Here is a 12,737-nt window from a genome sequence, read left to right as displayed (position 1 = left end):
TAACACTACCGGATCCAACAAACATTCCCCCTCTCCAAATCCGGCGACCGTGCGTCGTCAATCGACCTCGACAGGTGCGAGGGGCAGCACGCACGCCCCCTGGGCGTCGAGGTCCAGACGGTTGGCGGCCCAGCTCTGACCTGCGAGATCAGCCACCTTGTCGGCCGACGCGCGGTCCGCCAGCGCCAGGACCGTGGGTCCCGCGCCGGAGATCACCGCCGGGATGCCGTCGGCGCGCAGGCGCTCCACGAGGGCGGCGCTCTCCGGCATCGCCGGAGCGCGGTACTCCTGGTGCAGCCGGTCCTCGGTCGCGGGCAGCAGCAGCTCGGGACGCCGGGTCAGCGCCTCGACGAGCAGTGCGGCGCGGCCCGCGTTGGCGGCGGCGTCGACATGCGGGACGGTGCGCGGCAGCAGGCCGCGCGCGGTCTCGGTGAGCACGGGCTTTCCGGGTACGAAGACCACCGGGACGATGGAGTCGGCGGGGTCCATCCTGATGGCCCGCGCGGCACCGGACTCCATCCAGGAGAGCGTGAATCCGCCGAGCAGACAGGCCGCGACGTTGTCGGGGTGTCCCTCGATCTCGGTGGCGAGCTCCAGGAGCGCGGTGTCGTCGAGCCTGCTCTCCCCGCCTATCGTCACCGCGCGGGCGGCGACGATGCCGGCGCAGATGGCGGCCGACGAGGAGCCGAGACCCCGGCCGTGCGGGATGCGGTTGGCGCAGACGATCTCGAGGCCGCGCGGCTGTCCGCCGAGCAGGTCGAAAGCGGTGCGCAGGGAACGTACGAGGAGATGCTTCTCGTCGCGGGGCAGCGTCTCGCTGCCCTCACCCGCGATGTCGATGTGCAGTCCTGAGTCGGCCACCCGGACGACCACGTCGTCGTAGAGCCCCAGTGACAGGCCGAAGGCGTCGAAACCCGGGCCGAGGTTGGCACTGGTGGCGGGGACGCGCACCCGGACGGCGGCGGCGCGGAACGCTGGACCGGCCATCGCTCGATGACTCTCCTTGAGCTGCGTGATGTACGAGATTTCCGAGAACTGCGAGATGAACCACGAGACGAACTGCGACGGACGGGTACCAGGACCCGGAGTCCGCAAAGACCACGCGGCACCGCGGCATATGCGGCGGGCGGGTTCGGTACAGCCTATCGAAGGAAGGTTCTGTGGCGACATAGGGCGCACAGGAGGCGCACGATGCGTGTCGTAAGCCCCTCGTGCACCCCCCGTCGGGTCGGCATGGGGATACCCCCCGCGAGCGGGCGGTTTCCGTCGGCTTTCGGACGGTTTCCCGCCCGTTCACAGCGAGTTCCCCGGGATGGACGGCTCAAGAAGAGTCCGCCCGCCCCGCGCCCCGGGTTCACGCCCGGCGTGTCGCCACCGGCGGATTCACGCCGGACAAGGCCTGACTTCACGCCAATCCGAGGCTGACTTCACGCCAATCCGAGCCTGTCTTCGGGCCGGACCGGTCGTGACGTCACCCCGGATCGAGCGCGACTTCAGGCCGGACCGGCCCTGCCCTGCCCTGCCCTGCCCTGCCCTGCCCTGCCCTCACAGCGGACCCGGCCCGGCTTCACACCGGACCGGTCCTGCGCTTCGGCCGACGGCCCGGTCCCGCGCTACGGCCTACGGCCGACGGTCGACGTCCGACAGCCCGGTCCTGAACCTCGGCCGGCGGTCCGGTCGTGAACCTCGACCGGACCGGACCGGGACTACGCCAGACCGAGCCGCTCCGCCGCCGTCGCCGCGTCCACCGGGACCGTGACCGGCTGGGGAGCGCCGGCGACGGCCCAGTCGGGGTCCTTGAGACCGTTGCCGGTGACGGTGCAGACGATGCGCTGCCCCGGGTCGACCTTGCCCTGCTCGGCCGCCTTCAGCAGACCGGCGACGGACGCGGCGGACGCGGGCTCGACGAAGACGCCCTCCTGCGCCGCCAACAGCCGGTAGGCGCGCAGGATCTCACGGTCCGTCACCTCGTCGATGAGGCCGCCCGACTCGTCCCGCGCGGCCAGCGCGAACTGCCACGAGGCCGGGTTGCCGATCCGGATCGCGGTGGCGATGGTCGACGGGTCCTTGACCACCTCGCCGCGCACGATGGGCGCGGAGCCGGAGGCCTGGAACCCCCACATGCGCGGGGTCCGTCCGGCGATGCCGTCGGCGGCGTACTCCGTGTACCCCTTCCAGTACGCGGTGATGTTGCCCGCGTTGCCCACCGGAAGGACATGGATGTCGGGCGCGTCGCCGAGCATGTCCACGATCTCGAACGCGGCGGTCTTCTGACCCTCGATACGCACCGGGTTGACCGAATTGACCAGCGCCACCGGGTAGTTGTCGGACAGCGAGCGCGCCAGCGTCAGACAGTCGTCGAAGTTGCCGTCGACCTGGAGGATCTTGGCGCCGTGGATGAGGGCCTGGCCCATCTTGCCGAGCGCGATCTTGCCCTGCGGCACGAGGACGGCGCAGACCATCCCGGCGCGCACGGCGTACGCGGCGGCGCTCGCCGACGTGTTGCCGGTGGAGGCGCAGATGACGGCCTTCGCGCCCTCCTCCTTCGCCCGCGTGATCGCCATGGTCATACCGCGGTCCTTGAAGGAACCGGTCGGGTTGGCGCCCTCCACCTTGAGGTGGACCTCGCACCCCGTGCGCTCCGAGAGCACCTGCGCGGGTACGAGCGGCGTGCCGCCCTCGCGGAGCGACACGACCGGCGTGCTGTCGGACACCGGAAGCCGGTCCCGGTACTCCTCGATGATTCCGCGCCACTGGTGGGTCATTGCTGGTTACTCTCCTTCAACCCGCATGATGCTGGCGACACCCCGCACGGTGTCGAGGCTGCGCAACGCCTCGACGGTCCCGGCGAGGGACGCGTCGGACGCACGATGGGTGACGACGACGAGGGAGGCCTCGCCGTCCTTGCCCGACTGACGCACGGTGTCGATGGACACCCCGTGCTCGGCGAAGACCGTGGCGACCTGGGCGAGAACACCGGGCTTGTCCGCCACGTCGAGGCTGATGTGGTACCGCGTGACGACATCGCCCATGGGCGAGACGGGAAGCTGGGTGTACGCGGAGTCGCCGGGGCCGGTGGCACCGCCGAGCTTGTTGCGGCAGACGGCCACCAGGTCGCCGAGGACGGCGGAGGCGGTCGGGGCGCCGCCGGCGCCCGGCCCGTAGAACATGAGCTGACCGGCGGCCTCCGCCTCGACGAACACGGCGTTGTACGCGCCGCGCACGGAGGCGAGGGGGTGGGTCAGCGGAATCATCGCGGGGTGGACGCGCGCCGTCACCGAGCCCCCGTCGGCGGCGCGCTCGCAGATGGCGAGCAGCTTGATGGTGCAGCCCATCCCCCGCGCCGAGGCGAAGTCGGCGGCGGTGACCTCGGTCATGCCCTCGCGGTAGACGTCGTCGAGGCGCACCCGCGTGTGGAAGGCGATCCCGGCGAGGATGGCGGCCTTGGCGGCGGCGTCGAAGGCCTCCACGTCGGCAGTGGGGTCGGCCTCGGCGTACCCGAGCGCGGTGGCCTCGTCGAGGGCCTCCTGGTAACCCGCGCCCGTGGAGTCCATCTTGTCGAGGATGAAGTTGGTGGTCCCGTTGACGATGCCCATCACCCGGTTGATCTTGTCGCCGGCGAGGGACTCGCGCAGCGGCCGGATCAGCGGGATGGCACCGGCGACGGCGGCCTCGTAGTAGAGGTCCCTGCCGTGCTCCTCGGCCGCCTCGTGCAGGGCGGCACCGTCCTGGGCGAGCAGCGCCTTGTTCGCGGAGACGACGGAGGCGCCGTGCTCGAACGCGGTGGTGATCAGCGTCCGGGCGGGCTCGATGCCGCCGATGACCTCGACGACAACGTCGATGTCGCCGCGTTTGACGAGGGCGGTGGCGTCGGTGGTGACGAGACCGGCGTCGATGCCCTCGCGCACCCGGGAGGGCCGGCGGACCGCCACGCCCGCCAGCTCGACGGGGGCTCCGATCCTGGCCGCGAGGTCGTCGGCGTGCGTCGTCATGATGCGCGCCACCTCTGAGCCGACAACCCCGCAGCCCAGCAGCGCCACCTTCAGCGGACGCGTACGCATCATCCGACCTCGTTTCCTCATACCGTGTTCGGTTGGACCAGTCTCACTCACCGGACGGGAGTTTCTACCCTTCGTCCGGATCGTGAGACGTCCATTTCATTTTTCTGGTAGGTGACGACAGGAGATCTTCCGTCCCGGTCCACACCCGGCCGATCCGGTCCATCCGACCACCTGAAGTCACCTCCTGTCACTTGACGTCATCCCTGAACGATCGGGAACCACGCCGCCGCTACTACTCCCAGCTCTCCCGCTCTCCCGCTCACCCGACATCGAGACGCAGGAGGTCCTCCTCCGTCTCACGGCGGACGATCACCCGCGCCGCGCCGTCCTTCACGGCGACGACCGGCGGGCGGAGGGCGTGGTTGTAGTTGCTGGCCATGGACCGGCAGTACGCGCCGGTGGCCGGCACGGCGATCAGGTCACCCGGTGCGAGGTCGGCCGGCAGGAAGGCGTCCTTGACCACGATGTCCCCGCTCTCACAGTGCTTGCCGACGACGCGCGCGAGCATCGGCTCGGCGTCGGAGGTGCGCGAGACGAGGGCGACGCTGTACTCGGCGTCGTACAGCGCGGTCCGGATGTTGTCGGACATGCCGCCGTCGACGGAGACGTACGTCCGCAGCCCGTCGAGCGCCTTGATGGTGCCGACCTCGTACAGCGTGAACGCGGTGGGGCCCACGATGGCGCGCCCCGGCTCCACGGAGATCCGCGGCGTACGCAGCTTCGCGGCCTCGCACTCACGCGTCACGATCTCGCTCAGCGCCTTGGCGATCTCGTGCGGCTCGCGGGGGTCGTCGTCGCTGGTGTACGCGATGCCGAGACCGCCGCCGAGGTCGATCTCGGGCAGCTCGACGCCGTGCTCGTCGCGCACGGCGGCCAGCAGCGCCACGACCCGTCGGGCGGCGACCTCGAAGCCGGCCATGTCGAAGATCTGCGAGCCGATGTGCGAGTGGATCCCGACGAGTTCGAGCGCGTCGAGCGCCAGCGTCCGCCGCACGGCCTCGGCGGCCTGCCCGTCGGCGAGCGCGATCCCGAACTTCTGGTCCTCGTGCGCCGTGGCGATGAACTCGTGCGTGTGCGCTTCGACGCCCACGGTCACCCGGATCTGCACCCGCTGCCGCTTGCCCAGGGACTGCGCGATGTGGGCGACCCGCACGATCTCCTGGAAGGAGTCGAGCACGATCCGCCCGACACCGGCCTCGATGGCCGTACGGATCTCGTTCACGGACTTGTTGTTGCCGTGGAAGGCGATGCGGTCGGCGGGCATCCCGGCGGACAGGGCGGTCGCCAGCTCACCCCCGGAACACACGTCCAGGTTGAGCCCCTCCTCGTGCAGCCACCGTACGACGGCGCGCGAGAGGAAGGCCTTGCCCGCGTAGAAGACATCGGCGTCGTGCCCGAACGCGGTACGCCAGGCACGCGCCCGCTCGCGGAAGTCGCTCTCGTCGAGGAAGTACGCCGGAGTGCCGAACTCCTCGGCCAGCGCGGTGACTTCGACCCCGCCGACGGTCACGACACCGTCCTCCGTACGGCTCACGGTGTGCGACCACACCTTCGGGTCGAGGACGTTGAGGTCGGCGGGCGGGGCGCTGTAGTGGCCCTCGGTGAGAACGTCGGCGTGACGGGGCCCGGCGGGATGTGCGGAACGGCTCATGTCTGTAGGGCTTTCTGCTGTGTCATCTGTGTCATCTGCTGATCAGAGATGTTCGGGTGCGCTGATGCCGAGCAGGGACAGGCCGCCGGCCAGCACCGTCCCGGCGGCTTCGGCGAGCGCGAGCCGGGCACGGTGGGCGGCCGAGGGTTTCTCGTCGCCGAGCGGCAGCACGCTGTGCTGAAAACCGAGAACAGCGTCTGCGGTCACGACAAGATGCCGCGCCAGCCGGTCGGGCGCCCGATGCCGCGCGGCGAGACGCAGGGCATGCGGATATTCGGCCAGGGCGGTGAGGAGGTCGGATTCGGCGGGGGTGGGGCCGAGGAGGCGATCGACTTCGGCGGGGGTGGGTCCGACGAGGGGGGAGCCGGCGGTCCGGGGCGGGACACCCGCACGACGGGCGTCACCGGGGCCCCCGACACCGAGACCCACACCAGCACCAGCACCCACACCGGTGGCGGCACCGGCACCGGCACCGGCGCCGGCACCAGCGAGAACACGGGAACGGCCTGCGGGACGTACTTCCCGGAGGGGGGCGCCGGTGTAACCGAGGGCGGCGGCGTTGCGGCGCAGGGCGCGGGTGCGGGCGTGGGCGTAACGGACGCGGAAGAGAGGGTTGTTCTCGCGCTGGAGAAGATGGTCGGCGCTGATCCGGGGCTGGTCGTGCGGCGCGGGGTGGAGCAGCGCCCAGCGAGCGGCGTCGTGGCCGAGGGGGGCGGGGTCCTCGGGCGCGGGCACGGGCCGGAGGTTCACCGGCTCGAGGTGGCGGACCTCGACACGTCCGCCCTGGGTGGCGACGATCCGTACGAGGGCGTCGGCGACGATCTCGGCCCGGGCGTCGTAGGGCACGCGCAGCTCGACGACCTGCCCGGCGAGGGTGTCGCCGTACCCGTAGCGCGTCCCCTGCTCCAGAACCACCTCCACCAGGTCGGCGAGGGCGCCACCCGCGAGGGTGATGTTGAGGAAACCGGGTCCGGTGACGGTCACGTCGGCGACACCGGGATCACGCGCGATGTACGGCCGCAGGATCTCGGCGACCTCAGGAGCCGGCCGCCCGGCCGGACCGGCGAGCCGCAACGCGATGTTCGTGGCGTAGTCCCCGCACCCACCCGGCCCCGGCGGGGTGACCACCGCACTCGTGGGCACGGAGACGCTCAGTTCCCCCACGTCGACAGCACAACGCACCGCGCGCAGCACGGTACGGGAGAGCTCGACGGGAGTCACGGCACAAGCCTAGGGGAGAGGGGGGGTAGGAAAGCGAGCCGGTTTGGGTGATGGTCCGGGATGTGGACGGGGGGCGGGGAAGGACGCGGGGTCGGAGTGGGGAGGGGTGGCGTTGAAGGGGGTGGCCGAGCGGAGTCAGCAGGGGGCGGGCATGACCGAGGGGTGGGGGCGGTCGTCGGGGGCGCGGTTGTTGAGGGCTGATGCTGGGAGTGCTGATGCCGGGGGCTGGCACCAGGGCTAATGCCAGGGGCCGGAGCGCGGGTCGTCGGCAGGGGGCGGCGTTGTCGTCGTCGGCGTGCGGAGGTACTGGACCGGGGAGACGAGTCTCGCCGTCGAGGCCAGAGGCACAGACAGACGGCGCCGAAGCCAGCCGCCGTCGAGACGGGGGGCGAAGCCGGATCGGTGTAGCTGAGCCGGTCTCGTCCATTCGAGCCGGGATCCGTGAACCTGACGCGAGCAGGCGAGCAGGCGAGCGCGGGAGGGACGAGCGAGACCCGGTGATCGACGGCGGGGCCGACGTACGCAGGCGGGGACCGGAACGGGTACTGACACAGCCCACCGGCCGACCAGCGAAGAAGAACCCGTCGCCCCAGCCCCGGGAACTCAACGGAGGCCCCACCCCACCCGATACGGCTCTACTGCACCCCTCTACACCCCGACGCCCACACACTCACACACCCACACACTTCAATGACCGCTGCGCCCCGCGCGCTCGGTCTCCTCAACGGTGGCGTCCGCGACACCGCCCACTTCACGCCGCCCCATCAACCGCCTTACAAGGTCCACGAGTTCGGACGGCTCGAAAGGTTTGGCGAGAAAGGCGTCGACACCGACGTCGAGCCCGCTCTCGACCTCGTACTGCGTGCAGGCGCTGACAATGGCGAGGGGCAGGTTCCGGGTCCGGGGGTCGGCACGCAGCCGAGCAGCGGTACGCAGGCCATCGAGCCGGGGCATCACGACGTCGAGGGTGACGACATCGGGCCGAACCTGATGGACGACGTCCAGACACTCGGCACCGTCAGCCGCGGTCACGACCTCGAGACCCTCCAGCTCGAGGTTGACCCTGATCAGCTGCCGGATGACCTTGTTGTCGTCCACAACAAGCACCCGACCGGACACGCCTGGCACAACTCGAGAGTAGGTCCGCGCCCACCGCCGCGTCCGGGTTTTCCCCACTTCCACCCCGTGCGGCCCACACCACCCCCCACAGCCCCACCCCAGCCACCCGCTACACCCGTCCCACGCTCCTCCCCCGCTCCCGCAACACCACCCGACCCCGACCAAAACACGTGGCGATCACCCCTGAAAGAGCTGGTAGGGTTCTACCCGTCGCCGCACACAAAGCGCCCGACACGCCCCCGTAGCTCAGGGGATAGAGCAACGGCCTCCGGAGCCGTGTGCGCAGGTTCGAATCCTGCCGGGGGCACTCGCCACACAGCCAGCAAGAATCACCCGCTGAGCTGGGCGGATGCCTAGACGAGAGAGCGGGAGTCAGTCTCACTGACTCCCGCTCTTTCTCGTTCTCTCTCACTGTTCGCGCACTATCTGCGATACATATGACACAGCTCCGACGCACGTGACGCATCAAGATCCCCTTCTGAAGGAGACAGCGTAAAGCGCCTTTTCGTCGGGGCTGCGCTGGCTTCGATCAGTGCCCTCGCAGCAGCAGGCTGTTCAGCATCTCGCGAAGACACCTACTGGAACGCGTTCGACGTTGGTGTCCAAGTCACCCAGGACTACCGACCACCGCCCAAAGGCCCTCAGCGCACTGAGTGCACGGACGGGAGCATCACCGACACCGCGCAGTACCTGATGTCGTGCAGCGGACCGGAAAGCCCTCCGCAGGCCACAATCCATGAACAGTGTGGTGAGCAGATGCCCGATGACGTCAGCGACCGGACCGTCTGGATAGAAGGCTGCACCGGTGGAGCGACCGATTCGCCGAACTACGAAGCCTACGGAAAACACCCTTAAAGGCTGTCCCGCTATTGATCTTTGTTGGCCCAAAGCGCAGGGCTTGCCTCCCCAGTTCCGTCATGCGGCCTGAAGCATGTTGTGCGAGCGGGTGAGCCGAGCATGGCGGTGTGGACGCCGTCGCCCTTCAGGCGGCATTCGCGAAGGATCTTCCAGGTCTTCATGTGCGCGGAGAAACGTGCTCCACGCAGCCACGGACCTGCTTGTGAGAGTGGCTGCGTTCCTTCGACCTCGACCATGGTGTCGATCCGATCTGACCCGGGACGCACCGCGGCCGGGCCTCCGACAAGAGGCCCGGCCACAGTCACCGCGACGGGCGCGGCAGTCGCTCTATCTCCGGGTCGCGGAACCCGGGGCGTGCAAGGATCAGCAGTATCCCCTCTTGGCAGCGAGCTTCACGCTTCCGCTCGCCGGCCTCTCGCTGCACTTGACGGCACCCTCTGCCTGGATGTTCCAGCTGCGGGCCTTCCCGTAACCCACGTTCCCCCAGCCCGTGCCGCGCGAGTTGCAGGTCTTGGCCTTGTAGTAGCCGCTCGCCTTCTTGACCCCGCTGAAGACCACGTAGGTCCCCGTCCTGTTGAAGTTGAAGGTGACCGACTCGCTCGTCTCCTTTGTCTTCTCCCCTGCCCTGGAAAGGGTTCCCGAGACGTGGGCGTCCATGCTGGAGATGACCCAGCTCGCCGAGTAGCTGCCTCCGGCCGTGACCTCACGCCCCGAGGTGACGGTCTTGCGATACGTCGCCGACTTCGTGTAGCTACCCGTACCGTGGGCGGGAATGTTGATCTGCTTGGCGTGGGTGATCACCCAGCCGCTGCTCTGGCCGGTCCAGGTGGCGCTCTTGTAACCCGGCTCACAGACGATCGGCGCCGCACTGGCCGACGTCACGGGCCCGAGCAGCACGACTGAGGCCGCTGCCAGGCCGGTGGCCGCCACTACCGAAACCAGTTTCTTGCTCAAAATCGCTCCCCGTTTTCATACGGCACCGCCAACCACCTCACCGTGACGGTCGCGTGTCGTATTGCTTGCTGTTGATAGGTCCTTGTCAAATTACAGCCATGGAATTGCCGAAGCCACGCAACTTGAGGAACATCTGAGGTTGATGCGGCGTCGGTTGGACCGAGTCACAGGACTTCCGCAGCGCGAACCCAGCGCTGAATAACCCGGCATACGGTGGAGGAGGAGACGCTGAATAGCGGGCCGAGCTGCCGCATCGTCAGGTTCGTGCGGCAATACCCCGCGCCCTTCAACACCCGTTCGGACAGCGGCAACGACCATGGCCGACCTCGCAGGTGCCGTTGCCATCTCGTTCCCGCACCGCCTTCAACAGGCGTGCAAACTGAGTCACTCGCAGTCCCTTGGACGTCTCCACCCAAATTCGTTCATCCCTCAACACCCCGGCCATAAAACGGAGACGCCCAGATCAGAGCCTCGTGCAACACCTTTAGGGGGCGTCTCCCTCCTCCTCTAGAACCCTCGAGATCTTCGCGTTGGCGGCTTCCTCGTGCCCGTCGATACAGCCGTGGTATCGGCGGTGGATCACCTCTGGGGAATTGCCGACCCGCCGTGCTACCTCGGCGATTGGGACCCCTGCGTTAAGCCATCGCGTGATGCAGGCGTGACGCAGGTCGTACGGGCGTCCGGCGAGCGGCGATTCGACGCGGTCCGGCGGGAGTGCGAACAACCGCGCCTCCTCCCACACGCGCCAGTACGTGGATGAGCCGACGACTCCCCCGCGCTCATTCCCGAACACGCGCCCTTCCTTGGCGGTCCCGAACATCTTCAGGTGGGTCCGGAGGATGGCGACCAGGACGGGCGGGATGGGGACTGGGCGGTCGGTGTCGGACTCGCGAGCCTTCAAGCCCCGGCGGTCGTGCCGCTCCCCGGAGTCGGTCCACTGCTTGCCCGATACAGGGCGCGTCTCCCGCAGCGTCAGCGTGCCCCAACCCTCCTCCGATAGGTGACAGTCAGGGAGCCTCAGCCCAACTGCCTCAGCGGGCCTTAACCCTGCGTAGTACATGACCGCGTAGAACGCCACCAGGCGGCGCCCGCGACTGCGGTCCCACGAGCCGACGTAGGAGACGGCGGCGAGCAACTGGCGCCCCTGTACGGCGTTCACGAGCACACGGCGGTCCACCACCCCACCGGAACCCACGCGCTTCCCGCGGGCTCGTTGGAGCGGGTTCTCGGGGAGTTCCTTGGCGGCGACTGCGTGTTCGAGGGCCGTGTTCAGGGCGCGGCGCCGCCGTCTGTGGGTCTCCCCCGCCGCCGGGGTGCCGTCCAGCCGGTAGCTGAGGCGGTAGACCACGTCCTCGAACACCTCGACGTCCACCAGGTCGACAACCGGCCGGTCCTGCGTCGTGAGCCACTCGTACGCGGCTTTCAGCTCAGCCGGCGGATCCTCCCTCGCGTTCGCGGGGACGATCCCCCACCGGAATGCCAGCCGCAGGTGCTTGTCGTCAGGGGCGTCGTCCCCGCGCTTCACCATGGCCAGCGCCACGGCGGCGAGCGCGTCCGCCATGCCTTCACGCGTCTTCGCGGCGCTCATACGCCACCGCCCGGCAACGTACTTCCGGCAGAACTCGAACCACCGCAACGACGGCTCGGCCTCAGCCGCCGTCGCCGCCGCACGGACTTCGGACTCGGGCTGTCCGCTCGCGATCTCGAACGCTTCGCCTCGACGCATGGCCTGTCGGAGTTCCGAGCGTCGGCTCTCGGCAAGTGCCGACGTGGCGAACGTCGCGCTGCTCACCTTCCCGCCCACGACCCAGCGGAGTTGGTACGGACGCGCCTTGCGGTCGACCTTCGTGGCCTTCCACAGCCGGACGTCGAGGGAGTACCCCGGCCGGGCCTCCCCGTGGGGGCGGAGAGCCGGGGTGTCTTCGGTCGTGCTCACGCGGCGTCCTCCCGCTCCGCAAGCCACCGCTCGTATTCCGACCTGCGGATGCGTACGTCGCCGTTCGGCAGCTTGATCGAGCGCGGGCCCTTCCCGAGTTGACGCCACCGGTAGAAGGTCGACGGAGCCACCTTCAGATCAGTGATGACCTCGGCGATGGTCAACCTCTCTTCCAACGCGCGGGCGCTCATACCGCCGTCCCTTCGGCGTCGGTCGACCCGGACAGCCCGGACAGCTCCAATTCCGACTGTCCGGGTCGTTCTTGCAGCTCAGGGGGGTTAACCGGACAGCCGGACAGCCCGGACACCTCCGGGGCACCCTGTGTCCGGGTCTCGGTGTCCGGGTAGTACCGGCCGCCGGCGTCCCTGGTGAGCTGTCCCGCCTCGGCCATGCGGGCGCAGGTCCGGCGGATCGTGTCCATGTCGACGTGCGGCAGCTCGCCTGCCATGTCCTTGGGCTTCGCCCCGGGGTGGGCACGGACGTAGCGGAGGATCGTGGCTCGGGTGTCTCCGACGGTGTGGTCGGTGGCCGGGCCGTCCAGCAAGTGCCAGGCTCCGGAGGCGGGTTGGAAGCTGAGGGCGTACTCGGCTTCGTCCACGTCGCGGCCGGTGACGTGCAGGATGCCGTCCGCCTGCCCGCGCGCCCGCTTCAGTACGAGCGTTGCGTCCGCGGCGCCCGCGATGCCGTTGGTCCCGGAGACCTCCGTCAGGAAATCGTCCGAGCCTGCCTTGCGGACGTGGTGGACCAGGACGACCTCGATGCCGTAATGCTCCGCAAGGCGCTTCGCGTAGCCGACGGAAACGTAATGCGCGTCACACGAGGATGACGGCTGCCTCGTCAGCAACAACTGTTCGCTGTACTACTCCGCCACGGAGTACAAGAAGACGGGCGGAAGTAAAGTCACGATTCAGCTCGCCATGACCACGGGAGAAGACCT

General features: G+C 69.1%; 10 protein-coding genes, 1 tRNA gene and 2 pseudogenes. 1 reads left to right on the top strand and 12 read right to left on the bottom strand.

Annotated elements, in window-relative coordinates:
• Window positions 1–57 precede the first annotated feature (57 nt).
• From thrB to OG410_RS28080, 6 genes are all read right to left on the bottom strand, one after another.
• Complete coding sequence (gene thrB, locus OG410_RS28105; RefSeq protein ID WP_037624966.1) at window positions 58–987, bottom strand: homoserine kinase; 930 nt, start codon at window positions 985–987, stop codon at window positions 58–60.
• Between the two features lie 719 nt (window positions 988–1,706).
• Window positions 1,707–2,765 (bottom strand): threonine synthase, encoded by a 1,059-nt coding sequence (gene thrC, locus OG410_RS28100; protein ID WP_326785500.1) that lies wholly within the window; start codon window positions 2,763–2,765, stop codon window positions 1,707–1,709.
• Between the two features lie 6 nt (window positions 2,766–2,771).
• On the bottom strand, window positions 2,772–4,064 hold the full coding sequence (locus OG410_RS28095) for a homoserine dehydrogenase (RefSeq protein ID WP_329301666.1): 1,293 nt from the start codon (window positions 4,062–4,064) through the stop codon (window positions 2,772–2,774).
• Between the two features lie 256 nt (window positions 4,065–4,320).
• Window positions 4,321–5,712, bottom strand: coding sequence for a diaminopimelate decarboxylase (gene lysA, locus OG410_RS28090; RefSeq protein ID WP_329301665.1), 1,392 nt, complete (start codon window positions 5,710–5,712; stop codon window positions 4,321–4,323).
• 42 nt (window positions 5,713–5,754) lie between these two features.
• A complete protein-coding gene (nrtL, locus tag OG410_RS28085) occupies window positions 5,755–6,933 on the bottom strand; it encodes an ArgS-related anticodon-binding protein NrtL (RefSeq protein ID WP_329301664.1) in 1,179 nt (392 codons plus the stop codon).
• Between the two features lie 687 nt (window positions 6,934–7,620).
• Window positions 7,621–8,109, bottom strand: a complete 489-nt coding sequence (locus OG410_RS28080; RefSeq protein WP_443063802.1) for a response regulator — start codon at window positions 8,107–8,109, stop codon at window positions 7,621–7,623.
• Window positions 8,110–8,287: 178 nt separating this feature from the next.
• Here OG410_RS28080 and OG410_RS28075 point away from each other — a divergent pair.
• Window positions 8,288–8,359 (top strand) — tRNA-Arg (locus OG410_RS28075).
• Between the two features lie 608 nt (window positions 8,360–8,967).
• Here the strand turns inward: OG410_RS28075 and OG410_RS28070 are convergent.
• The 6 genes and pseudogenes from OG410_RS28070 to OG410_RS28045 form a co-directional block, all read right to left on the bottom strand.
• Window positions 8,968–9,124 (bottom strand): annotated as a pseudogene (locus tag OG410_RS28070) (IS5/IS1182 family transposase); the annotation flags it as partial.
• A 149-nt stretch (window positions 9,125–9,273) separates the two neighbouring features.
• Window positions 9,274–9,864, bottom strand: a complete 591-nt coding sequence (locus OG410_RS28065) for a hypothetical protein (protein ID WP_329301662.1) — start codon at window positions 9,862–9,864, stop codon at window positions 9,274–9,276.
• A gap of 191 nt (window positions 9,865–10,055) precedes the next feature.
• A pseudogene (locus OG410_RS28060) lies at window positions 10,056–10,309 on the bottom strand (helix-turn-helix domain-containing protein); the annotation flags it as partial.
• Between the two features lie 39 nt (window positions 10,310–10,348).
• Window positions 10,349–11,800 carry a tyrosine-type recombinase/integrase gene (locus tag OG410_RS28055; protein WP_329301661.1) on the bottom strand — a complete coding sequence of 484 codons (1,452 nt, stop codon included), beginning with the start codon at window positions 11,798–11,800 and terminating at the stop codon, window positions 10,349–10,351.
• Complete coding sequence (locus OG410_RS28050) at window positions 11,797–11,991, bottom strand: helix-turn-helix transcriptional regulator (protein WP_329301660.1); 195 nt, start codon at window positions 11,989–11,991, stop codon at window positions 11,797–11,799. The genes OG410_RS28055 and OG410_RS28050 overlap by 4 nt, the downstream gene beginning before the upstream one ends.
• Window positions 11,988–12,647 carry a hypothetical protein gene (locus OG410_RS28045; RefSeq protein ID WP_329301659.1) on the bottom strand — a complete coding sequence of 220 codons (660 nt, stop codon included), beginning with the start codon at window positions 12,645–12,647 and terminating at the stop codon, window positions 11,988–11,990. The genes OG410_RS28050 and OG410_RS28045 overlap by 4 nt, the downstream gene beginning before the upstream one ends.
• Between the last annotated feature and the right edge of the window lie 90 nt (window positions 12,648–12,737).

It is taken from the genome of Streptomyces sp. NBC_00659 (genome assembly GCF_036226925.1).
Classification (GTDB): domain Bacteria; phylum Actinomycetota; class Actinomycetes; order Streptomycetales; family Streptomycetaceae; genus Streptomyces.
Note: the sequence above shows the minus strand (reverse complement) of the source record. Positions and strands in the feature narration are given on the sequence as shown.